Raw genomic sequence first — 23,497 nt, forward strand, 5'->3', positions numbered from 1 at the left:
TTCCCATAATAAAAGGCAAACATCTTTTGTATGAGGAACGAGTTCTTATTCAGATTCGTCTTAAAGACAATTACACCATCCGGGCAATTGCCCGTGAGATCAGCTGCTCACCGAGCACTGTCTCGAATGAAATGGCACGTGGTTCAGTTGCCTTGTATAACGGCCACATGACCCGTTATAAGGCTTCTGCTGGTCAGAAAGCTTATGATGATAACCGAAAGCACAGTCGCCGGCATTCTGATTTTTGAGCAGATCAGCGTTTCTGGAGTATGTGCTGAAACACTTTACCGCTATGTTGATCTTGGCCTTTTTGGTATCAGGAACCATAACTTTCCCGAAAAGCTGAAGCGTAAGTCCAAGAAACATAGATCTCGGATCAATAAGAAAAAGCTAGGCCGTAGCACCCCGGAACGTCCAAGGGAGATCGAATCCCGTGAGGAATTCAGGCACTGGGAATGAGACCTCGTATTGGACGCTAAGACCCGGGATGATCAGGTCCTGCTCACTCTTGCTGAACGCAAAAGCCGTGAGTTCCTGATGCTTCGGATTGCAAATAAGACATCAGGGTGTGTCATGGAGGCAATCAAACAGCTTCAGGAGACTTACAGCGAACACTTCAGTGAAGTGTTCAAAACAATCACGACCGATAATGGTTCGGAATTCGCCGACCTATCAGAGCTTGAGAAGATGGTTGATACGCTTGTTCTACTATGCTCATCCCTACACGTCCGCGATAAGGGAACCGTAGAGCGGTATAACGGCCTGATCAGAAGGTTCATACCAAAGGGTAAGCGGATTGATGGCTTTACCGGTCAGCAGATCTCCGATGTGGAGACCTGGTGTAACTGCCTCCAAAGGAAGGTCCTGGGTTACAAGACCCAGGATGAAATCCTTGAGGAGGAAATCGACCGAATCTACCAGGCTACTGCCTAACGGAGGGTGTCCAACTTGTTGTTGCAATTTATGGGTTATATTGATTCTCAGATAATTGAGACAAATCTACAACATACTGCAACTCAGCTTTAAAACTGTAATTGACGCAGTCGGGGGAATTGCTATAATAAAAGATGTAGAAAACCAAGAGAAACAGTCAACGATCCTGTTGACAAAACTCAGGGATACTGTAAGATAGAAGTATAAAAGGTGCTGCCGATAGACGGTTAGCCCCTGAATAATGCAATCACAGAATGACCGCTATCCATTGGCTGTGGGGCGGTCATTTCTGCGTCTTATCGCTTCTGTTCCTGTGGCTTTCACCACAGTTATTTCCACGACTATCTTTACCAAACTGATACCCGATTGCGAAGCAGGTCCCGCATAAGCTAAGGATCCCCACAACTAATCCGAGAATATCCATGGCTCAGCCCTCCTTTCCTTTGAATCTCACACCGAAGTGTGGACCCCTTAGTGATCGGAGGGTCACAGCCCTCCGAAGAGGGACTAACCGCCTACCGTTTTACTGGCAACACCCGGATGTAGTATAGCAGTTTTGCAAGGGGACAACAAGAAAAACTATAGAGCTCAATCTCCGAAAAGAAAAGCATACCTCGTAAATCAGGGGATGGTTCTTTGATTGACAATTGATCAAAGAACCATCCCCTGATTTACAGTTGGAGGCGATTTCAGTCCGGAAAGTCCGCAGAGCGGGCGGTTGAACCCCGAACCACCAGTTCCGGTGTGATTATGACCCGTTCCGGATGAGTCTGATCTCCATGGAGCTGTTTAAGCATCAACCGGGCCGCTTCGCGGCTCATCTCATCAACATGCTGACTGACGGTAGTAAGATTGATTCCCTCTATTGATGAATAGATGATGTTGTCAAAACTGATAACGGAGACATCCTGCGGGATGGAGAGTCCGTTCTTGCGGCATTCATCGATGAAGCCGAGAGCAGCCAGATCATTAACGATGATCATGGCTGACGGCCGATCTTCGGGAGGACAGGCGAGATATACTTTAGCACTTTGCCTTCCGCTCTCGATTTTCAGGTCGCAGTCGTAAATGAAACGGTCATCTATCGTAAGGCCGAAATTGGACATTGCCTGGGAATAGCCTTCGAACCGCTGTGTAGAAGCAGAGGAAAGCAGCGGGCCGCGGATAAAGCCGATTTTTCGGTGGTACAGGTCAATAAGGTGTACCGCAGCCAGATAACCGGCCTGGAAGTTGTCGGCGAAAACAGAGTCACCGGGAAACCCCGGGAAATTACGATTGACAAGGACAACCGGCAAAGACAGGGTCTTAAGAACCGCTTCCATTTTTTCGGACTGGGCGGTTACCAGAAAGAGCCCGGAGAAACCGCCTTCGGCGGTTTTCTGCAGAATGGAGAGCTCCTTGTCAATGTCATACTCACTGTTGAAAATCATGATCTGGTATCCTTCCTGTGAGAGACATTCCTGGATACCGTATTCAAGATCTGCATAGAACGGGTTGCGGATATCGCCGATGACCAGAGCGATCGTATTGTTCTTCTGGCTGACAGATGGCGGGAGAGCAGAGACAGCCGAGACAGCCGGCTCCTGACGGACAGCAGGGATCTCATAACCAAGTTTCTGAGCAAGAGCCAGAATTTTATTTCTTTGCTGCTCCCCGACGCCCTTTTTTCCGTTCAGGGCGCGGGAAACTGTGGAAGGGGCAACCCCCAGCATATCAGCGATATCGCTGATATTGTATCGGGTTCCGTCTGGTTTTGTTGCTTTCATAGTGCTATACCTGGTTTCTTTCATTTACTAATACATTGATTGAAGGAAAACTCTGTTATGATCATGATTATAGCGGCTAGTGCGTTCAGCTTTGCGGTAACGCAAATCTAACGCAAACGATATACCTTATCATAAAACGATTTATCCCAAAATTCAATTTCAGAAATTATGAAACTATGAAGCCAGGGGTGATCGTTTTGTTTACTGGCGGAGCTTCGGTGCGCGGCTGTTCATCATAAGGATGACGATCAGGATGATGCCTTGGATGAGAGAACGAAGGCCAGCAGCCATATTCAAAGCCTGAAGGATCGTAGTGATCAGAGTCAGCACTGCCGCACCGAGCGCACCGCCGATGAAGGACCCCTTGCCGCCGGAAAGTTTGGTTCCGCCGATCACGACGGCGGCGACGGACAGCATGGTGTAGTTGCTTGCCATGTTCATCTGGGCAGTTCCCGCGTAGCCAACCAGCATCAGACCGGCAAGACCGGCAATGGCTCCTCCGAACACGTAGGCAAGAATGATGACCAGGCGGCTGTTGATGCCGCAAAGATTTGCGCCGCGGGTATTACAACCAGCCAGGAAAAGCGACCTGCCATACCGGCTTCTGCGAAGGAACCAGAATTCCAGAACCAGCAGTAGAATGATGACGACAACCGGAAGAATTCGGAAGGGGCCGAACAGGGTTTTGGAGATACCTTGCAGGACAGGGCTGACGGAAACGGAAGGCTGTCCTTTGGTCACCATGATGGTAAAACCGTTGACCACGGTGGACATGATCAGAGTCATGACCAACGGTACGACTTTGAGGACCTGCACGCCGATTCCGTTCAAAAGACCGACAACTGCTCCCATAGCCAGAGAAACAACGATCATGGCGATCAGAGACAAACCGCTGCCGCCAAGTTTCACCATTGGTCCGAAAAGGGCGGTCATGGACATGACTGCGCCGACCGACATATCCAGGCCGCTGTTGCCGGAAATGACTACAGCTGCCTGTCCGATGGCAGCCATCGTCAGAATGGAAGTTGTCATCAGAATGCTGGAGATGTTATTTGAAGTAAGAAAACCTTTGGAAACTGAGCGCCCCAGAATCAGGAGAGCGACGATTGCCACGAGGGCAGGAATGTATGGATTATTTATTTTCTTTGCTTTTGCCATTACCGTATACCTGCCTTTCTGGGGAATTTTGCGCGCAAATCTTTATCTGCGGCAACCACAGAGAAAATGATGCCGATCAGAAGAATCAGGCCCTGAATAAAGCTTTGTACATAGGAGCTGAGGTTAGCCGAGACAACGATGGAGGTCAGGATGCTTAAGAAGGCAGCACCGAAAATGCCTCCCCAGATATTGCCTGTGCCGCCGTTGAGAGAAACGCCTCCGATCACGGCTGCGGCGATTGAGTTCATACTCATTGTTGCACCGAGCGTAGGGCTGCCGGCGCAGATATTTGCGCTGAGACAGACGCTTGCAATTCCAGCGGACAGACCGGCAAAGGTGTGGACGAAAAAGCGAAGCGCAGGAGCATTGATACCGGAAGCATACGCTTTGTTGACATTTTTACCAAGAGCAAACAGATGAAGGCCGCTGGGCATTTTCATGAAGACGACCCAGATAACAATAAGGATCAGGATCATGCAGATCGGCGTGGGAATGAGCCTGAAAAGCCTTCCGCTGTACCAGTCGCTGAATGCGAAATCAATGGATCCTCCCGGAAATGGCATGATCCAGAGAGCAATTCCGGCAAATGCCGTGGAAGTGGCAAAAGTGGTCAGCAGCGGATTGATCCGCATGGCGCCGACGAAAAAGCCGTTCAACATACCGCACAGAAGCGAAACGCCGATTCCCGCAAAAGCGGCAGCAGGAACAGGAACGCCCTTTCCGCAGAGAGTTACGATGACAACATTTACGAGGGATACTATAGATCCCAGGGAAATGTCGGTTCCCGCGACTAGGATTGTTGCGGTTACGCCGATAGCAACACAGATCGCACCGGCATTGGTGGCGATGAAGGAGCTGAAGAATGAGGCTTTCATACCACCGCTGATAATTGCATTGATGATCAAAAAGATGATGAACAGCAGCATGGAGGGAAAGGCACTCCAGGAAGTCAATTTTTTGATTTTATTCATGATCTTTCACCTCTTTCTTTCCGGGCATGGAAGCCGCTGAAATGTTTTCCCTTGTAATATCACGGCCTTCCAGAACAGCTGAAATGGTTCCTTCATACATTACCAGGACGCGGGAGACATCGGGCATGGAAGTGATATTGACGAGCTCATCCTCATCACTGGAGATCATGACTACAGCGTTCCCTCCTTTGGCCAGAGCAGTGAACATCTGGTGAAGATCATTCCTTGCTTTTACATCAATGCCCTTTGTGGGATCGTTCAGAAGCAGCAGACGGGGCTTTGTAACGAGCCAGCGGCCAACAACGACTTTCTGCTGGTTTCCTCCGGAGAGGGAAGTGATCAGGGCTTCCGGCACGTTGTATTTGACATGGAAACTGTCCAGAGCAGCTCTCGGATCTCCCAGCACTTCGTGTTTTACAAGTTCCTTGACAGCCGCGAGATTTTCAGTCAGGCTGCGTTCCTGGAAGGTCCCGTCTTTTTCACGGTCTCCGGAAAGATAGGCAAAATGATGGGAAACTGCATCTTTCGGATTATGAATGGTGACGCTGCTGCCATCGATGTCCATCCGGATCGCCCCGCTTAGTCCATAGAGGGCATTGAGCAGGTCAACCTGGCCGTGTCCCTGCAGACCGGCAATGCCGATGATCTCTCCCTTGCCGATCTCCAGATTCAGAGTGGTTCCGTACGTAGGGATCGGAATATTCGGGACTTTAATGAAAATATCCCGCTTGACGGTCCCTTCATTGCCCTGGCCGTGATAGGATTCGATTTTGGAACCGACCATGAGTGAAAGCAGCTCATCTTCGGTCTTCTCCTGCATCGGATAGGTTCCGAAGGTCTCACCGTTCCGCATGATGGTGACACTGTCACACATGGCGTAGAGTTCTTCCATACGATGAGAGATGAACAGGATAATGCATCCCTTCTCTTTGAGCTCCCGGATGATATCATCCACGATCTCTACATCGGCCCGATAAAGAGCTGATGTGATCTCATCGATCATCAGGATCTTCGGATCCTGCACCAGTGCTTTTGCCAGCTCGATCATATACTGCTGGTTGGGAGGCAGCTCTTCAACCTTGACGCCCATCAGATGCCCCAGCTGCATCCGGTCCAGGACTTCCTGCGCTTTTTGCTTCAGCGCATTTCGGTTTGTAAACATACCGTTTTTCGGAACATTGCAGATGCAGATATTCTCTTCTACAGTCAGATTGTTGAAAAGACTCAGCTCCTGGCTGGTCATGATGACATGGTGCTTTTTAGCATCCGCAGGAGAGGAGAAGTTCAGTTCTGAACCGTTGTATGTGATGGTTCCCGAATCTTTTGAGATCAGGCCGCTCACTACCTTTGCCAATGTAGACTTTCCGGAGCCGTTGCCGCCGAGGATGGCCCGAACTTCACCATCGGAAATCTCCATATCCGCCTGTTTGATTGCGATGACGGCACCGTAGCTTTTGGCGATTCCCTGTATCGACAGTCCCATAGTATATCTACCTTCCTTTCTTGAATAATGGTTTTGATCTTCGCAGCAATGACAGTTGTGCACTGTGCTGGTTATCCTTTAAAAAACCCGGAGATGAAACCATCCCAGAAACGCCTGGCGCGGTTTTGCCCGGTTTTAAAAGATAAACACCAAAGTGTAGGGAAACGGCGGGGGCAGAAGTCCTCCGCCGCGTTCAGGGTTATTCTTTATTCGAAATAGCTGTCGATGACTTCCTGTGCGGGATAGCCGTCGAGTGCAGCTGTATCAGACTGATCTGCCATGATTTCAAGTGCTTCTTCAAGAGAGATCAGCTGGGTGGTCTCCGGAAGATTCTGGGCCCACTCGGCAGAGTCATCGCCGTCTTTCGTTACAACGTAGGGCGGTTCAACCATGATGGCGTTGACTTTGCTCTCATCCATGGGGTTCGGGACCAGGACTTCCGGTTTTACGGTCTTGCCCTGAAGGAGGCGGACAGCCACATCTAGGCCGGGGACGGAGTTGCCGGGAGCATAGGAAACGCCGATGGAGTTCAGATCTGGAAGCTGGGACCATTTGGTCAGGAATGCCTTGGTATAATCACCAGTCATGATCGGGAGATCTTTGCCTGCATTCTCATATGCTTTGATCACGCCTTCACCCATGACATCCTGCTCCAGAACGGCATCGATTTTTTCGTAGCTGGAAAGGAAGGTGGTCATCAGTGCCTGGGCCTCTGTCTCGGACCAGCCACCGGGGGCAGCTGCCAGAACTTTGATGTCCGGGTAGTTAGCCAGAACATCTTTGTTAGCCTGCACGCGAAGCGTATCTGCAGAGTTGCCTGCCACGCCGTCGATCTCAACGATTTCGCCTGCACCGTCCAGTTGATCCACCAGCCATTCTACCTGGATCTTCTGCCAGGTGTAGTTGTCGCCGCAGACACAGATGGTTCCTTCGTAATAGGCCGGATCGTTGGATACAACGACTAGGATGCCTTCATGCTGTGCTTTTTCAACGGCGGATTTGATGGTTGTCGGGGAAACAGCGTCGATGATGATGGCGTCTACACCGGAGTCGATCATGGCGTTGATCTGATTGAGCTGTTCGGTCGGATCGTTGTTGGTGTTGGAGATCATTATATCGGCGATGATGCCCGCTTCCTTATATTCATTTGCGCGGGTTTCAAAATCTTCCACCATCTGGGCCCGCCAGGTATTTCCCCAGTAGCCGTTGGAATATCCGATGACAAACCCCTCTGTCTTATCACATTCAAAGACCAGGTTCAGGTCATCCGCAAATGCGGGTGTCGTGCTCATCATGGCGACTGCGGTAATAAGAGCGGCTGCAAGTGCTTTCTTGTTCATGTTTTTCCTCCATTTCTTTTGTCTGTTGCTGTCATTGAGCTCTTTTGCTGTTTAGATGAAACACCTTTTTCTCAGGCGTCGATCACTGGGATGAAGTCCTCCGATCCGTCTTCGATTCCCGGTTCATGTCCCGGAAGGATGAAGTCGGCAAACTGGCGGATCCGTTTGAAGCTTTCGTAGGTTTTCGTAACTTGGATAATGATATTCGGTTCCAGGTTTCCGTTTACGTTTTCTGCGACATTGCAGATGTCACCGGAGACACATACAACTCCTTTTGTGGTATCGAACATGGCTGACTGATGGCCTCTGGTATGACCGGGCGTTGTGATCACCCTTAGTCCCGGAAGAATTTCCGTATCTCCTTCCAGGAAATGCCACTGGAAGAAGTTGACGGCATGTTTGTCATAACAGAGCTTGTCATAGAAGGGTGCTTCCGGAACGATGGGGTTGAAAGCCTCTTCCCATTCGGTTTTCTGCACATAAAATTCTGCATTTTTAAATGCAGCGTTTCCTCCGCTGTGGTCGCAGTGAAGATGGGTATTGATGACGATATCCACTTCATCCGGATTCCATCCGACAGCTTTTTTGATTGCGGCGGCACAGATCTGATCAGGCGTCTGTCCTGCGCCGGGCTCTGATATCTTATAGAAATCAATATCCCGAATTCCGGTGTCAACGACGACCTTGTGTTCCCCGTCTGTGGCTGCTGCACTCCAGATCGGGACAACAATGCGTTCTCCTTTTCCTTTAAAGTGTGTCATAGCCGAGCGGTCCAATGTAATGCTTCCAACCTGAACGGCTTTCACGGTCCATTGCTTTCTCATGAGAACCTCCTTTACATTATTTGTGTTTACTTGGGCAGTATCACTTGCTTTGTTGAGCGAAATGTATCACAATAACGCAAACACGTCAACAGAAATAACGCAATTTTTAAAAAAAGCAGCAGTTCTCACACAAATTGAGCGCAATTATTGTGCAATATCATGGTTGACATGCGCAAATAAGGCAAGTATCATCTAATTGACGCAAACAAATAACGCAAAATGATTGCGCAACACGCAATTCGTTGAACAAGGAGGTGCTGATATGTACTCCGGGAAGGAATTATGGAAAGACTACATTTCCTATGAACTGAAACCCTTCCGTATATCTGAAACGAGAGTGATCGAAACCTATGAGAATTTACCGGAGAACCTGTACCGAATGCTTCAGGAGACCGCAAGAAGAATGCCAGATAAGACGGCAGTGACAGATGACTGCGGCCATGCATGTATGTACAGGGAGCTGCTGGAGAAAACGGACCGTTTTTCTTCCTGGCTTCACTATCATAGTAAGATCCGGCATGGCCAGCATGCAGCACTGATGCTTTACAACAGCCTGGAGTTCTGTGTTGCATTTCTGGCATTGAATAAGCTGGGTGTTGTGGTGATCCCCATGCAGACAAAATACCGGCGGCCGGAGATCGAAGCCCTTCTGGATAAAGCCGACGCATCGCTGATCCTCACGGATCCGGATTTTAAGGAATGGTTTTCTTCTTATAAAGAAGCGGGACTGGAGATTATTTCCTGCAGTGATATTCATAGCGGATACGGTTGGAGCGCTTATGAGGACAGCCGGGACTGTGAGATGGAAGGAACGGTTCTTGATGATGCCCTGTTGGTATTTACTTCCGGGACGACTTCCCGCAGCAAAGGTGTGATGATCCGGAACTTCAATATCTCCCATGCGATTGTTTCTTATCAGAAAACGCTGAAGATTACAGAAAAGGACGTGACGATCATTCCGGTTCCCCTTTATCTGATCACAGGATTGATCGCACTGTTCGGACTGTTTGTATACGTGGGAGGATCAGTGTTCATTCATCAGTTTTTCAGTGCAGACCAAGTGCTTTCCTGCGTACAGAAAGAAAATGTTACCTTTATCCACGCTTCACCAACGGTGTTTTCTCTGCTTCTTGAAACGGCTCCGAAATTTCCGCCCCTTCCGTCACTTGTAAAATTTGCGTGCGGAAGCAGCAATATGCCTAAAGAAAAGATCCGTCAGCTACACCGATGGCTGCCGAAAAGTTCGTTCCACACAGTCTATGGCCTGACAGAGACGACCTCTCCGGGAACGATCTTCCCGACGGATGCCTCAGTAAGTCCTTACATCGGATCCTCCGGGATACCGATCCCCGGAATGAACATTAAGATACTCAGAGATGATGGCACAGAAGCGGAACCGGGAGAAACGGGAGAGATCCATTTGAACGGAGCCAATCTGCTGGACTCGTATTACCGGATGGAGACGCCACTGCTGCAGGAAAACTGGCTGGATACCGGCGATCTGGGATACGTCAATGAAGAGGGTTATCTGTTCATTGTTGACCGGAAAAAGGACATGATCAACCGAGGCGGAGAAAAAATCTGCAGCATTGATGTGGAAAATGAGATCTACCGGATCGATGGCGTCCTGGATGCGGCTGTGGTCGCGATCCCGGATGCAAAATACGGAGAGGTGCCGGCAGCGCTGATCCGTACCACGCCGGAGTTTGACAAAACCGAGGAAGAGATGAAAGCGCTACTGAAGACCCGTCTTGCTTCCTACCAGGTACCGGCCCGGATCTGTAAGGTTTCTAAGATACCGGTGACGCCCAACAATAAAATAGACAAGAAATATATTCGGACACATTTTGAAGAGTACACATCCTGAGATGCTTACGGTTTATAAAAAAGGAGGCAGCCATGAGAAAACCTTTATTTATGACGGGCGAACAGGCAGCACAGCTGATTACCGACAATAGCACGATCGCAACGATCGGCATGACACTGGTTTCCGCGTCGGAGACGGTCCTGAAGGCGATTGAGAAACGTTTCCTGGAGACCGGAAGCCCGAACAGCCTGACACTGGTTCATTCCTGCGGCCAGAGCGACCGTGACAGAGGAATCCAGCATTTTGCCCACGAGAAGATGCTGCACAGGATTATCGGAGGACACTGGGGACTGCAGCCGCGGATGATGCAGCTGATCGCTGAGAACAAGATCTTGGCATATAACTTCCCGCAGGGACAGTTCGCGCAGCTGTATAGGAGCATGGCCGGCGGTGAGCCCGGAAAGATCACAAAAGTCGGACTTGGTACTTACATTGACCCCCGTCAGGACGGAGGAAAAATGAATGAGATCACAAAGGATGCCCCGGATCTTGTGGAAGTTATTCATATCGACGGGGAAGAATATATGCGTTATAAGCCGATCCCGCTGGATTTCTGCATCATCCGCGGCACCTATGTCGATGAGATGGGAAATCTGACGACGGATGAGGAAGCTATGGTGCTGGAAGTCTTCTCCGCGGTTATGGCCTGCAAAAAATATGGAGGAAAGGTAATCGCACAGGCAAAATATAAAGTGAAGGTCGGAACCCTGCATCCCAAAAAGGTCGTTGTACCTGGTGTGTTTATCGATGCGGTCGTGATGTGCCCCAACCCGGAGGAGGATCACCGTCAGACGCACAGCTTTGCATTTGATCCGGCCTATTGCGGAGATATCAAAGTGCCGGTCTCCAGTGATGACACGCTCCCGCTGACGGTGCGGAAGGTGATTGGCCGGAGAGCTCTGATGGAGCTGCGGGAGAACGATATTCTGAATGTCGGCACCGGCATCCCGAACGATGTGGTCGGACCGATCCTCTCGGAGGAGGGCGTTAATGATGACGTGACGATCACAGTGGAATGCGGTATTTACGGCGGAATTCCTATGGGCGGAGTTGACTTTGGTATTGCGAAAAACAATTTTGCGTTGCTTCGCCATGATGATCAGTTTGATTTTTACAACGGAGCCGGTGTGGATGTCACCTTTATGGGAGCGGGACAGGTTGATCTGGACTGCAATGTCAATGCCACCAGACTTGGACCGAACCCGACCGGTGCCGGCGGTTTTATTGATATCACAACGAACGCGAAGCACGTTGTTTTCTGCTCAACATTTACCGGAAAAGGACTTAAATGCTCCTTTGATGGAAAGCTGCTCCATATCGATCAGGAGGGCTCTCTGATCAAATTCGTGAAAAAGGTACAGCAGATATCCTATAACGGGAAAATTGCTTTGTCCAAAGGACATAAAATGCACTATGTGACGGAGAGAGCTGTATTTGAGCTTCGTGAGGAAGGCCTGGTACTGACGGAAATCGCTCCCGGAATCGACCTTCAGACCCAGATCCTGGATCTGATGGAGTTTAAGCCGGTCATCGCGGAGGACCTGAAGATCATGGATCCCGAGCTTTATCGCGAAGATGGTCCCTTCGGACTGGCGAAAATTGTACGGAGCTGATGACAGACCGATATACGGAAACGATGGAATCAGTTATATGTCAACCATTTCATATCACTATTATAAGGAGGATAAATCATGAGACTCGAGGGTAAAGTAGCAATCGTAACAGGCGCTGGCAGAGGACTTGGCAAGGGTATTGCAAAAAAACTGGCAGAGGAAGGCGCAAAGGTTGTAATCGCGGATATGGGTTCAACGCAGGAAGCGGTGGATGAGATTAAAGCAGTCGGCGGCGAAGCAAGCGCATTCAGTGTAAATGTATCTGAAGAAGAAGAGATGATCGCGCTGGTGAGATATGCGGTGGATACCTATGGAACGCTGGATATCATGGTGAACAACGCCGGAATCAACCGTGACGGTATGCTCCATAAGATGACAAAAGAAAACTGGGATCTGGTCATCGCGGTCGACCTGACCGGCTGTTTCTACGGCACCAGGGAAGCAATGAAGTATATGAGAGAAAAGAATTATGGCCGTATCATCAACATTTCTTCCGGCAGCTGGCTCGGAAACCTTGGTCAGGCAAATTACGCTGCTGCAAAGGCTGGTGTGGTCGGCCTCACGAAAACAGCGGCACGCGAAGGAGCAAGAAAGGGTGTCACCTGTAATGCGATCTGCCCGGGCTTTATTGAGACAGATATGACATTAAAACTGAAAGAGGTAAAAGATGGCGCTGCCTGGGACAGCATGATGAGCAGGATCCCGATGGGATATGCCGGTAAGCCCTCAGATGTCGGTAATATGGTGGCATTCCTTGCTTCTGATGAAGCGGCTTATATTACAGCAGAAGTGATCAACGTAGGCGGCGGCATGATCGTCTGATCAACTGGTATTCGCCTAAACGGGAAAACGTTGTTGACCGGATATCCGGCAGCGGAAACGCGGACCCTTTAGGGGGGAGGTGCCAGAGCGCACTTCCCCATATATAAAACAAGCAGTCAGTTAATATCACGTGAAGACTGGAAGATAAGAAAAACACAACAGGAACATCAGCGGAAGAGACAAACACAAATAAGGAGGATATCATGAAGGACGTAGTAATCGTAAGCGGCGTAAGACTCCCGGTAGGAAGCTTTGGAGGAAGCCTTAAAGATGTGTCGACCATCGAAATGGGAGCAATGGTGGTCAAAGAAGCTGTTAATCGTGCAGGCATTGACCCGGCTGTTGTTGACGAAGTCATCATCGGTGAAGTCGGTGAAGTGGCACAGGATGGATTTATCGCAAGGGCGATCAGCCTGAAAGCTGGCATGCCCAAAGAGACAACAGCGTATTCCGTAAACCGCCAGTGCGCTTCCTCGCTGCAGTCGATCGCGGACGCAGTAATGCAGATCCAGACCGGCCAGGCAGACGTCGTTGTTGCAGGCGGTACGGAGAATGTCTCTCAGCTTCCTTACTACGTAAAGGATGCGCGCTGGGGCGCCAGAATGGGCCACAAGATTTTCGAGGACGGTGTCCTGGATATCCTGACCTGGCCGCTGGACGGCAACCACAATGGCGTGACCGCCGAGAACGTTGCAACAAAATACAATGTCAGCAGAGAAGAGCAGGATGCATTCGCCCTGCAGAGCCATCAGAGAGCCTGCGCAGCTATCAAGAAAGGGCTGTTCAAGGATGAGATCCTGCCGGTGGAAAAAACAGACCGCAAGGGCAACGTCACGGTATTTGATACCGATGAAGGCCCACGCGATTCCCAGACCATTGAAAAACTGGCCAAGCTTCGCCCCTGCTTCGTAAAGGGCGGAACGGTCACAGCCGGCAATTCCTCCAGCCTTAACGACGGCGCCGCAGCCGTTGTCGTGATGTCTGCAGAAAAGGCAAAAGAACTCGGCGTGACACCGAAGCTTAAGATCGAAGGTTTTGCCGTGGCAGGTTTTGATGCGGAACTGATGGGTTATTCTCCCAAGTTCTCCAGTGAGAAGCTGGCAGCTAAACTGGGCCTGGATCTGACAACGATCGACATGTTCGAGATCAATGAAGCATTCGCCAGCCAGGCTTTTGCCGTTGCAAGAGACCTCGGACTTGACATGGAGAAGGTGAACATGTACGGCGGCGGCATCTCCATCGGTCATCCGCTTGGTGCTACAGGTGCGATCCTGACAGTCAAGGTCATGTATGAACTGATGCGCTCCGACAAGAAGGATGCCATGATCAGCATGTGCATCGGCGGCGGCCAGGGCATGAGCATGTACTTTACCAAAGCTGAGTAATATCCGATATATAAGAATGGCAAAACTCCGGGGCAGCACTGATCATTTCGGTGCTGTTTTGGAGTATCCGGACAGATGACAGCATTATTAATCTCAAAGTGAAGGCAGGTTATTAAAGATGATCCATTCAAGTCAGAAAGCAAGTGATACCGTCATAGAGCAGGTCTATACTGTCAGGCCGCCTCACGTAAACGGCTATGGAAGACTTTTCGGAGGGCAGCTGATGCAGTGGATCGACGAGACGGCCGGGATCGTGGCCAAACGCTACGCGAAGAGTACAGTCACCACCGCGGCGATAGACAACCTGAATTTCAAGTATCCTGCCTTCCAGAACGATATGATTGTACTGGTCGCAAAGATCACTTATGTGGGACGTACCTCCATGGAGGTGCGCGTCGATACATATATTGAGAACCTGCAGGGGTACAGGCATAACATAAACCGTGCCTATGTCATTATGGTGGCGATCGATGAAGACGGGAAGGCGGTTGAAATTCCGGCTCTGGAAATATCTTCAGAGGCCGAACAGGCCGAGTGGAACGCCGGGGAAAAGCGATATGAACTGCGCCGGCAGAGGCGTGTGGAAGGATTTTGAATAACAGATAGCAGGGTAAAACATGAATAATAAGCTTAGAAATGACGCAGATGAGATCATCAGAGCCTGCCTGAATGCGGTCCTTCCGGACAATGCGGTGGTACGGGCTTTAGGAAGTCTTAAAAGAACAGAGGGAAAGATCGTCCTGGTCGCAGCAGGGAAAGCTGCCTGGCAGATGGCCAATGCCGCGGTAAATGAACTGGGAAGGGTGGATGACGGTATCGTTGTCACCAAATATGAACATGTCATGGGAGAGATCCCCGGTGTTGCCTGCTATGAGGCAGGCCATCCGGTGCCGGATGAAAACAGCTTCATCGCAGCGTCCAAAGCCCTGGAACTTGTCGGTTCACTGACAGAAAAGGATACAGTATTATTCCTGCTTTCCGGAGGCGGGAGCGCCCTTTTTGAAAAACCCCTGGTCCCGGGAGAGGAACTACAGGACATCACCAGGCAGCTGCTCGCCTGCGGGGCTGATATCGTGGAGATGAACACCATCCGTAAACGGCTCAGTGCCGTTAAGGGAGGAAAGTTTGCTAGGGCCTGTGCGCCGGCAAATGTATTCAGCATCGTTCTGAGCGATATCCTGGGAGATCCCCTGGATATGATCGCAAGCGGACCGGCCTATCCCGACTCATCTACCTGCGAAGAAGCAATGTCCATCGTAAAGAAATACAACTTGGAACTGTCCGACAGGGCAATGGAGTTGCTGCACCAGGAGACCCCCAAGGAACTTGATAATGTGACCACACAGATCAACGGCAGTGTCCGCGAACTATGTGCGGCGGCAGCTTTCAAGTGCCGTGAAATGGGTTATACGCCGATATTACTCACTGACCAGCTCTCCTGCGAGGCAAGGGAAGCCGGCCGGTTTATGGGAAGCATCATCCGGGCTCATGCGGCGGAAGGGCAGAAAGCGGCGTGGATCGCAGGCGGCGAGACCGTTGTCCACCTTACCGGAAAAGGCCTGGGAGGCCGTAACCAGGAGCTGGCCTTGGCGGCTGCACCGGCCATAGCCGGGATCAGCGGAGCCGCAGTATTTTCTGTGGGAAGTGACGGAACGGACGGTCCGACGGATGCGGCAGGCGGATATGTGGATGGAGATACCCTGGAAGCTCTGTCTGAGAAAGAACTTTCCGTCAGCGAGGTGCTTGCTCAGAATGATGCCTATCATGCCCTCAAAGCGGTGGATGGGCTGATCATAACAGGACCGACCGGGACCAACGTAAATGATGTGGCGGTGGCATTGTTTTCTGAATGACAGTGGGCGTGACAGGGGACTCAGGCGTGACAGAGAAACGTCCCTGTCACGCCTTTAAACTAGATTTCTTTGACCACCTGGAAGATATAAAACTTCAGATAGTAGGATTCATCATCGCCCCAGAGAATCGGGTGATCAGGTGCCTGCGTGCGGAACTCGACCTGGCGGAGCCTGCGACGGGCGCCGTGGGCGGCCTCTTTCAAGGTCTTGCGGAACAGGTCCTCCTCCATGAAATGAGAGCAGGAGCAGGTCGCGAGGAACCCGCCGTCTTTTACAAGCCGCATTCCGCGGAGGTTGATCTCGCGGTAGCCCTTGACGGCATTCTTTGTGACCTGCCGGGACTTTGTGAAGGCGGGCGGGTCGAGAATGACAATATCGTACTGCCTGCCTGCCGCCTCAAGCTTTGGGAGAAGATCAAAGACATCCGCGGTCAGATAGCAGAGCCCTGTCTGAGCGCTCTGATCGGATGGAACACAGTCTTCCATCTGCAGCAGGCGAGGGGACAAGCCGTTGAGCCGGGCGTTGCCCATCGCCTGATGGATGGCAAGGTCGGAGGCATCCACAGACAGAACACTCCCGGCGCCCGCCAAGGCGCAGTTCAGTCCGAATGAGCCGGTGTGCGTAAAGCAGTCCAGCACAGACGGAGTCTGAAGCCGCCGGACGATTCCGGCGACGGCCGCACGGTTGTTCTTCTGATCCAGGAAGAAGCCGGTCTTCTGTCCGTCCTTTACGTCGACCAGATACCGGACGCCATTCTCAACGATCGGCACATTCGTGTCGAACTCCGGTCCGATAAACCCTTTTGTGCGAGGAAGCCCCTCCAGCTGACGTACCTTGGCGTCGCTTCTTTCGTAGATGCCTCGGATCCGGATACCGTCTTCGGCCATTGCATCCGCGAGCATGTTCAGGATCATCACTTTGTAAGGCTCCGTCCCGAGCGCGAGGGACTCCACGACAAGCACATCCCCGAACTTATCCACCGTGAGACCCGGCAGAAAATCCGCCTCCCCGAACAGAACCCGGCATGAATCCGTATCCATGACGGCCTTGCGGTACGCCCAGGCATCACGGACACGCTGCCTCAGAAAAGCGGGGGTGATTCCATTTTTTTCATATCTTGAGAGCATCCGGACGCGGATTCTGGATGCCGTGTTGATGAAGCCGTACCCGAGCGGGAAACCGTCGAAATCCAGAATCTTCAGGATCGCTCCGTTGTCGAAGGAACCTTCTGTACGGTCGACCTCGTTGTCGTAGACCCATCCCCCGCCAGACTTAAGGCTGCGGCCGGCGCCCTTCTTGAGATACAGGCAGGAAGAAGATGCCAGGTTCTCATCCTCCGCCGGGAAGTTCTGTGTTTCAAACCATTCGCTCAGTGTCATATCCATTCTCTCTTTCCGGAATAACTGTGAATGCAGACTGTGCTGCGGGATTTCCTTGTGCTGTAATGATATGCGTGTCAATAAGTCCTGCCACCACTCGCATGCAGGCAGGCGTGGTGGCGGACTTTTGACACTGTCATCATATTATAACTGAAATGAAGCGAAAGGGCACTGCCCGATATAGATATCATCTATATCGGGGTACAATAATCGGATATTAGACAGCAAAGGGGCGTTCGGCGTACAATATCGAGAAGACTTGATTACAGACAGCAGATAATGACACGGGAAGACCAACCGATCCTCCTGTGTCTGGAAGGAGAACAGAGATGGCATTCACGGCAGACCGGGATCAGACACTTGGCTTTACGACGAGACAGCTCCACGCAGGCTACAATCCGGACGAGGATACTTATGGGTCAAAGGCAGTTCCAATCTACCAGAGCGCCTGTTATTCCCTGAAAGATATTGACAACTGTATCGACGTATTCAAGTTCGCAAAGGAGGGGCAGAGCTACTCCAGATTCGAGAATCCGACGAATGACGTTCTGGAACGCCGTATTGCCTCCCTGGAGGGGGGCGCACGGGCGGTTTCCTTCGGGAGCGGCATGGCTGCCATCACGAATACGATCCTGAATCTCTGCCGGGCGGGCGACAACATTGTCCTGGTCAAGACGATCTATGGCGGGACAACGAGCCTTCTGACCGGTATTCTTCCGCAGTATGGCATCACCGGGAAGTTTGTGAGCAACCCGGATGACCCGGAGGCATTCAGGGCACAGATCGACGAGCACACAAAGGCAATCTATGTGGAGTGTCTGGGCAACCCGCTGATCAATGTACCAGACTTCGAAGCGCTCTCGGCGGTCGCACATGATGCCGGGATTCCGCTTGTCATCGACAATACCTTCGCGACACCCTATCTGTTTCGGCCGTTTGAGCATGGGGCGGATATCGTCGTGTACTCAGCGACGAAGTATCTCTGCGGGCACGGTACGACGATCGGCGGGCTGGTCGTCGAGAGGGGCGGATTCCCGTGGCTGAACGGGAAATTCCCGCAGTTTGAGGCGTTCAATCAGAAGTACAGAGACTGGGTCGGCGCTGAGAAGATGGACCGGGAGATGTTCTCCCAGAGACTTCGCCAGGTGTATCTGTGTGATGTCGGTGCGAATCTCAGTCCGGTCAGCGCGTGGCTGATCCTGCAGGGGATCGAGACACTGTCGCTCCGGATGCGGGAGCACTGCAAAAACGCGCAGGCAGTCGCGGAGTTCCTGGAGCAGCATCCGGCTGTCCGCTCCGTCTCCTATCCGGGGTTGAAGTCTTCCAGATATCATGCGCTCGCACAGAAGTATTTCCCTCTTGGCTGCAGCGGCATGATGATGTTCCGGGTCAATGGGAGCCAGGCGGATGCTGCCTCTCTGCTTGAGAAGGTGCATCTGTTCGGCTTCATGGTCAACGTTGGCGATGCCAAGTCCCTGATCACTCATCCGGCAACATCCACTCATTTCGGCCAGCCGAAGGAGGTGCTGGAAGGCGCAGGAATCTATCCGGATTCCATCCGCCTGTCCATCGGCATCGAGGACAAGGAGGATCTGATCGCGGATCTGAAACAGGCGCTGGATACACTTGTCTGACGGCACTTTTGAAACCGGCCGGATTTTCAATGTGCAATGGGAGGCAGATTATCATGACAGAGCTTTCGATTCCCTCTACCGATCAGAAGAACAAGCTGCATGTGGAAGTCTGGGAGCCGGAGGGGGAGATCCGTGCGATTCTGCAGATTTCGCATGGGATGGTCGAGTATGTCGAACGTTTTCAGAACTTTGCGCTCTGGCTGAATCAGTATGGAATTCTGGTAATCGGAAATGATCATCTGGGTCACGGGAAGACGGCGGCAGGCGATGCGGACCTGGGTTATATCGGGGCGGGAAAAAGCAAAACGCTGGTAGATGATCAGTATGAGGTTACCAAGTATGCAAAGAAAACATACAGAGATGTACCGCTTTTTCTGTTCGGACACAGCATGGGCTCTTTCCTGGCAAGGAGATACCTGATGGAATATGGCGGCGAACTCGATGGCGCAATTCTTTCAGGGACAGGCTATACGCCGGGACCTGTTCTGGGTGCCGCGGGCCTGATCGCCGGCTGGCTGAGGCTGACGCACGGAGAGCGCTACCGCTCCGCATTTCTGAAACAGCTTTCCTTCAAGGGATATCTGGATCGTATTCAGAACCCGCGTACGGCGAATGACTGGCTGACCTGTGATCCGGCGATTGTCGATCGATACAATGCCGATCGGTTCTGCACCTATACGTTCACGGTAAATGGATATCAGACTTTGTTTGATGTCATCCGGTACATTCAGGACCCGAGGCATGTCGGAAGGATCCCAAAGGACATCCCGATTCTGTTCATATCCGGGGAAGAAGACCCGGTGGGTTCGTATGGACAAGGAGTGAAGAAGGTCTTCGAAAGCTATCGCGCTGCCGGAATCAAGGACGTGGATATACACTTGTATCCGGGAAAACGACATGAGCTGACCAATGAAATCGGCAAAGAGGAAGTGTACGAGGATATCAGGAACTGGATAGGCCGGCATCTGACCGGGAAGGGACCGGTGTAGCGGACAGCTTCAAAGCCGGAGGAAGCCGGGGCGGCTCGCATTTTCAGTCAGGCGCTGTTTGTTGACAGGGGCGGCTGTGCCGCCTTAAAATGACGGAAGAATCAGAAACAACATGCATGTTTGTTCAGTATATCAGGAATGATGAGAGGAGCCGGCTATGCTTCAATACCGTTATGATACGCAGATGCTGATTGATGGAGAGGATCTGGACGAGGATGAGATCCGGGATTATATCACGGAGCACTTCGACGGAGACTGCCTGCTCGCTGTCGGAGGGGACGGAGATCCGGTGAAGATTCATTTCCATACGAATGAGCCCTGGAAGCTGCTTGAGTACGGAAGGTCGATCGGTGAGATCTACGACATTGTCGTCGAGGACATGGATCGCCAGGCAAGGGGGCTGAAAGGCTGAGATGGTCAAGGTGTGGGCGCACAGAGGCGCGTCGGGATATGCTCCCGAGAATACGATGGCGGCGTATGAGTATGCCGCAGCCCTCGGGGCAGACGGTATCGAGCTGGACGTCCAGCTGTCGGCGGACGGCAGCCTTGTCGTCTGTCATGACGAGACAATCGACCGGACATCCGACCACAAGGGATATGTGAAGGACTACACCCTTCAGGAGCTTCGGAGCATGTCATTCGGAAAGCTCCATCCGGAGTACGGGGCCGGCGATGCAAAGATTCCGCTGCTGGAGGAAGTGCTCGCGTATGTGCACGATGAGACGAAGATGGTGATCAACATCGAGCTGAAAACCGGCGTCTTTTTCTACCCTGGAATTGAGGCTGCGGCGGTGCATCTTGTCCACAAGTTCGGAATGGAGGATCGCGTGATCTATTCCTCCTTCAACCATTATTCAGTCAGGCGTGTGCAGCAGATCGATTCGAAGGCGAAGGTCGGTCTTCTGTATGAGGACGGGTTCATCGATGTACCGCAGTATGCGGCGGCGCTCCATGTCAATGCTCTTCATCCATCGGGCTGCTGCCTGCAGTATCCCGGGTATATGGAGGACTGCAGAAGACTCGGGCTGGACGTCAATGTCTGGACGATCAATCGGGAAGCGGACATGAAAGCCTGCATGGAGGCCGGCGTGCATGCTGTCATCACGAACTATCCGGACCGCGCGATCAAAGTGCGCGAGGAGATGAGTGCCAGCAGGTCTTATCCTGTATAATGCAGGATGACTGGAACTGCAGGAAAGATGTGAACCCATATGAACAGCATATGAACAGATAGAAAGAGCTGCAGCCTTCCCGGGCTGCAGCTCTTTCTCGAAGCAGGGGTACGGATGTATAAAAAGCCAACTCTCCTGTCTGGGGGAGAAATATACGGCTGGAAATCACTCGTCCCAGCCTTCAGTCATACGGTAATTGACCAGGATCATCCGTACTTCCTGCCCGGGGGCTGTCTTTACATCCTTCGGGTCTGATGGAGAAGGAAGCTTCGGGTCTTTTTCCTGAAGCTCCAGGTCAATCCAGCTGTATGCCGCATCGCGTGCATTCTGGAGCACATCGAATTCATCTGTCCCGTCAACCTCGCACATCGCAAGGTCCGGGAAGGAGGCATGCCACCCTCCCTCATCTTTTTTACCGATTACGACCGGATAATAAAATTTCATGATGATATCCTTTCTATGCTGCTGTCACCCTGCCATTGTAAAAGGGTTGCCGGAGGGTGTCAACCGTACAGCAGGGGTACATCGCAACACACATCACAACAGAAATACAGCAGGGGATGTGGGGATGTGCTGCGGACATGTAAAAATTGGGCTTGACAGATATCCTTTGTACAGGTATAGTGGAGCCATAAAGATTGCACACAATCTAATTGAATCATGAATGAAAGAATTTGTTTATTCTTTATGCAGCGGTCCATGGCGGGGATGGCGGCAGCAGAGATGGCGGAAGCAGGGAGGTGAAGCCGTATTGAGATATGATATTGCGATTGTCGGCACGGGGCCGGCAGGAATCTCGGCGGCCCTGACGGCGAAAAGCCGCAACAAAAGCATTCTTCTGATCGGAAGCGAAAAAGGATCCGAGAAGATCGGGAAGACGCATATGATTGTGAATTACCCGGGGCTGCCGGATGTGACAGGCCCGGAGCTGAACCGGAGGCTTCTGGATCAGGTAAAGGCTGCAGGCATCCCGATCACAGAGAAAAGGGTGGCAGGCATCTATGCAATGGGAGACTATTTCAGCCTGCAGGCAGATCAGGACTTTCTGGAAGCCAGTTCCGTGATTCTGACAACAGGAACCTCCTTCGGGAAGCCGCTCCCGGGAGAGAATGAAAACCTCGGACGCGGCGTCAGCTACTGTGCAACCTGCGACGCACCGCTCTACAAGGGAAAGGAAGTCATTGTTGTCGGATGGAACCCGAAGGAGGAGAGCGAGGCAGCATTTCTAAGTGAAACCTGCTCGAAGGTGACATATCTTCCGATGTACCGGTCAGAAGTGTCGCTTCCGGCATCGGTGCATGTACTTTGGGCAAAGCCGGTGTCGGTCGGGAAGGCAGACAGGAAGATGCGGCTTCAGATCGCAGAATCACCCTACAGACCCGAAGGTGCTTTGCTTAGGGGCGGCGAAGGGGGCACGCTGCAGGATGGAGAGCTTCCGGATCATCTGGAGGCGGACTGCATCTTCCTTCTTCGGGAGAGCGTTGCACCGGACAAGCTGGTACCGGGGCTGGAGCTTTCCGGCAGCCATGTGAAGGTTGACCGCAGCATGGCGACAAACCTGCCGGGGCTGTTTGCGGCCGGGGATCTGACAGGACTTCCCTATCAGATTGCGAAGGCAGCAGGGGAAGGCAATATTGCGGCCATCAGTGCAGCGGCATATCTGGATCAGAGTTCCAGACAACAGGCTGGCACCGGGACATCCCGCAACGCTCTGTGATCCGGACCGGCTATATGCAGCATGCAGGGCAGACAGAGTGAAGAAGACAAAGGACAGCAGATAAAGGAGGATTTCTTATGAGCGTCAAGGTTATCAATTCAGAGGATTTCGCGAATGCAGTCAAGGATGGAGTTTCGGTCGTGGACTTCAACGCAACATGGTGCGGACCGTGCAAGATGCTCGGCCCGGTTCTTGAGAAGCTTTCAAATGAGATCACGGACGTAAAGTTCTATGCGATGGATGTGGATGAAAACCCGGATATCGCAGAGAAATTCGGAATCATGTCCATTCCGTATGTGGCTGTCTTCCGGGATGGCGCAAAGGTGGATCAGAACGTCGGCTTTATCCCGGAGGCTTCGATGAGAAGCTTCATCGAGAAGAACAAGTAACAGACTTTTCCTTATGATTCCGCCCGGCTGAGCAGTCAGCCGGGCGTTTCTGTATTTTTATAAGCTGAAAACAACCTTCCATGTGTTAAAATGCTGTGCTACCCGTCAAGAGGACAGTGAATAATTAAAAAGTTTTGTGCCGCCAGTCGAATGATCGACTGGCGGTATTCTTATGCCGCTACATAATAGTTCTCATGGTATT

The 23,497-nt window shown here is 51.7% G+C and carries 22 protein-coding genes; 14 read left to right on the forward strand and 8 right to left on the reverse strand.

Features of this window, described 5'->3' with window-relative positions:
• The first annotated feature begins 26 nt into the window (after positions 1–26).
• Both ACTQ1N_RS09945 and ACTQ1N_RS09950 read left to right on the forward strand, forming a co-directional pair.
• Complete coding sequence (locus tag ACTQ1N_RS09945) at positions 27–248, forward strand: helix-turn-helix domain-containing protein (protein WP_441956601.1); 222 nt, start codon at positions 27–29, stop codon at positions 246–248.
• A 220-nt stretch (positions 249–468) separates the two neighbouring features.
• A complete protein-coding gene (locus tag ACTQ1N_RS09950; RefSeq protein WP_441956602.1) occupies positions 469–933 on the forward strand; it encodes an IS30 family transposase in 465 nt (154 codons plus the stop codon).
• Positions 934–1,622: 689 nt separating this feature from the next.
• Here the strand turns inward: ACTQ1N_RS09950 and ACTQ1N_RS09955 are convergent.
• The 6 genes from ACTQ1N_RS09955 to ACTQ1N_RS09980 form a co-directional block, all read right to left on the reverse strand.
• Positions 1,623–2,699 (reverse strand): LacI family DNA-binding transcriptional regulator, encoded by a 1,077-nt coding sequence (locus ACTQ1N_RS09955; protein ID WP_441956603.1) that lies wholly within the window; start codon positions 2,697–2,699, stop codon positions 1,623–1,625.
• 201 nt (positions 2,700–2,900) lie between these two features.
• Entirely contained in the window at positions 2,901–3,857 is a 957-nt protein-coding gene (locus ACTQ1N_RS09960; RefSeq protein ID WP_441956604.1) for an ABC transporter permease, read from the reverse strand.
• Entirely contained in the window at positions 3,857–4,828 is a 972-nt protein-coding gene (locus ACTQ1N_RS09965; RefSeq protein ID WP_441956605.1) for an ABC transporter permease, read from the reverse strand. The genes ACTQ1N_RS09960 and ACTQ1N_RS09965 overlap by 1 nt, the downstream gene beginning before the upstream one ends.
• The gene (locus ACTQ1N_RS09970; RefSeq protein WP_441956606.1) at positions 4,821–6,311 is read right to left on the reverse strand and encodes a sugar ABC transporter ATP-binding protein; all 1,491 of its coding nucleotides are present in this window, start codon (positions 6,309–6,311) and stop codon (positions 4,821–4,823) included. The genes ACTQ1N_RS09965 and ACTQ1N_RS09970 overlap by 8 nt, the downstream gene beginning before the upstream one ends.
• A gap of 206 nt (positions 6,312–6,517) precedes the next feature.
• The gene (locus ACTQ1N_RS09975; protein ID WP_441956607.1) at positions 6,518–7,651 is read right to left on the reverse strand and encodes an ABC transporter substrate-binding protein; all 1,134 of its coding nucleotides are present in this window, start codon (positions 7,649–7,651) and stop codon (positions 6,518–6,520) included.
• A gap of 71 nt (positions 7,652–7,722) precedes the next feature.
• Complete coding sequence (locus tag ACTQ1N_RS09980) at positions 7,723–8,475, reverse strand: N-acyl homoserine lactonase family protein (RefSeq protein ID WP_441956608.1); 753 nt, start codon at positions 8,473–8,475, stop codon at positions 7,723–7,725.
• A 262-nt stretch (positions 8,476–8,737) separates the two neighbouring features.
• Between ACTQ1N_RS09980 and ACTQ1N_RS09985 the strand changes: the two genes are divergently transcribed.
• The 6 genes from ACTQ1N_RS09985 (at position 8,738) to ACTQ1N_RS10010 (ending at position 16,015) form a co-directional block, all read left to right on the forward strand.
• A complete protein-coding gene (locus tag ACTQ1N_RS09985; RefSeq protein ID WP_441956609.1) occupies positions 8,738–10,342 on the forward strand; it encodes a class I adenylate-forming enzyme family protein in 1,605 nt (534 codons plus the stop codon).
• Between the two features lie 32 nt (positions 10,343–10,374).
• The gene (locus ACTQ1N_RS09990) at positions 10,375–11,955 is read left to right on the forward strand and encodes an acyl CoA:acetate/3-ketoacid CoA transferase (protein ID WP_441956610.1); all 1,581 of its coding nucleotides are present in this window, start codon (positions 10,375–10,377) and stop codon (positions 11,953–11,955) included.
• Positions 11,956–12,033: 78 nt separating this feature from the next.
• Entirely contained in the window at positions 12,034–12,777 is a 744-nt protein-coding gene (gene fabG, locus ACTQ1N_RS09995; RefSeq protein WP_441956611.1) for a 3-oxoacyl-ACP reductase FabG, read from the forward strand.
• Between the two features lie 203 nt (positions 12,778–12,980).
• Positions 12,981–14,162 carry a thiolase family protein gene (locus ACTQ1N_RS10000; RefSeq protein WP_441956612.1) on the forward strand — a complete coding sequence of 394 codons (1,182 nt, stop codon included), beginning with the start codon at positions 12,981–12,983 and terminating at the stop codon, positions 14,160–14,162.
• 118 nt (positions 14,163–14,280) lie between these two features.
• On the forward strand, positions 14,281–14,757 hold the full coding sequence (locus ACTQ1N_RS10005) for an acyl-CoA thioesterase (RefSeq protein ID WP_441956613.1): 477 nt from the start codon (positions 14,281–14,283) through the stop codon (positions 14,755–14,757).
• A 22-nt stretch (positions 14,758–14,779) separates the two neighbouring features.
• Entirely contained in the window at positions 14,780–16,015 is a 1,236-nt protein-coding gene (locus ACTQ1N_RS10010) for a glycerate kinase type-2 family protein (protein WP_441956614.1), read from the forward strand.
• 59 nt (positions 16,016–16,074) lie between these two features.
• Here ACTQ1N_RS10010 and ACTQ1N_RS10015 read toward each other — a convergent pair whose 3' ends face one another.
• Positions 16,075–17,394 (reverse strand): class I SAM-dependent rRNA methyltransferase, encoded by a 1,320-nt coding sequence (locus ACTQ1N_RS10015; protein WP_441956625.1) that lies wholly within the window; start codon positions 17,392–17,394, stop codon positions 16,075–16,077.
• 329 nt (positions 17,395–17,723) lie between these two features.
• Between ACTQ1N_RS10015 and ACTQ1N_RS10020 the strand changes: the two genes are divergently transcribed.
• The 4 genes from ACTQ1N_RS10020 (at position 17,724) to ACTQ1N_RS10035 (ending at position 21,189) form a co-directional block, all read left to right on the forward strand.
• On the forward strand, positions 17,724–19,028 hold the full coding sequence (locus ACTQ1N_RS10020) for an O-acetylhomoserine aminocarboxypropyltransferase/cysteine synthase family protein (protein WP_441956615.1): 1,305 nt from the start codon (positions 17,724–17,726) through the stop codon (positions 19,026–19,028).
• Between the two features lie 53 nt (positions 19,029–19,081).
• Positions 19,082–20,017 carry an alpha/beta fold hydrolase gene (locus ACTQ1N_RS10025; RefSeq protein ID WP_441956616.1) on the forward strand — a complete coding sequence of 312 codons (936 nt, stop codon included), beginning with the start codon at positions 19,082–19,084 and terminating at the stop codon, positions 20,015–20,017.
• A 157-nt stretch (positions 20,018–20,174) separates the two neighbouring features.
• Positions 20,175–20,429 (forward strand): kinase to dihydroxyacetone kinase, encoded by a 255-nt coding sequence (locus tag ACTQ1N_RS10030; protein WP_154525992.1) that lies wholly within the window; start codon positions 20,175–20,177, stop codon positions 20,427–20,429.
• A gap of 1 nt (position 20,430) precedes the next feature.
• The gene (locus ACTQ1N_RS10035) at positions 20,431–21,189 is read left to right on the forward strand and encodes a glycerophosphodiester phosphodiesterase (protein WP_441956617.1); all 759 of its coding nucleotides are present in this window, start codon (positions 20,431–20,433) and stop codon (positions 21,187–21,189) included.
• Between the two features lie 165 nt (positions 21,190–21,354).
• Here the strand turns inward: ACTQ1N_RS10035 and ACTQ1N_RS10040 are convergent, their stop codons facing one another.
• Entirely contained in the window at positions 21,355–21,633 is a 279-nt protein-coding gene (locus ACTQ1N_RS10040; RefSeq protein WP_441956618.1) for a type II toxin-antitoxin system HicB family antitoxin, read from the reverse strand.
• A gap of 307 nt (positions 21,634–21,940) precedes the next feature.
• Here ACTQ1N_RS10040 and ACTQ1N_RS10045 point away from each other — a divergent pair, with 307 nt between their 5' ends.
• The gene (locus ACTQ1N_RS10045; protein WP_441956619.1) at positions 21,941–22,906 is read left to right on the forward strand and encodes an NAD(P)/FAD-dependent oxidoreductase; all 966 of its coding nucleotides are present in this window, start codon (positions 21,941–21,943) and stop codon (positions 22,904–22,906) included.
• A gap of 77 nt (positions 22,907–22,983) precedes the next feature.
• Complete coding sequence (trxA, locus tag ACTQ1N_RS10050; RefSeq protein WP_441956620.1) at positions 22,984–23,295, forward strand: thioredoxin; 312 nt, start codon at positions 22,984–22,986, stop codon at positions 23,293–23,295.
• Positions 23,296–23,497: the final 202 nt, after the last annotated feature.

Source organism: Porcincola sp. LCP21S3_C12 (assembly GCF_052118625.1).
Classification (GTDB): domain Bacteria; phylum Bacillota; class Clostridia; order Lachnospirales; family Lachnospiraceae; genus Porcincola.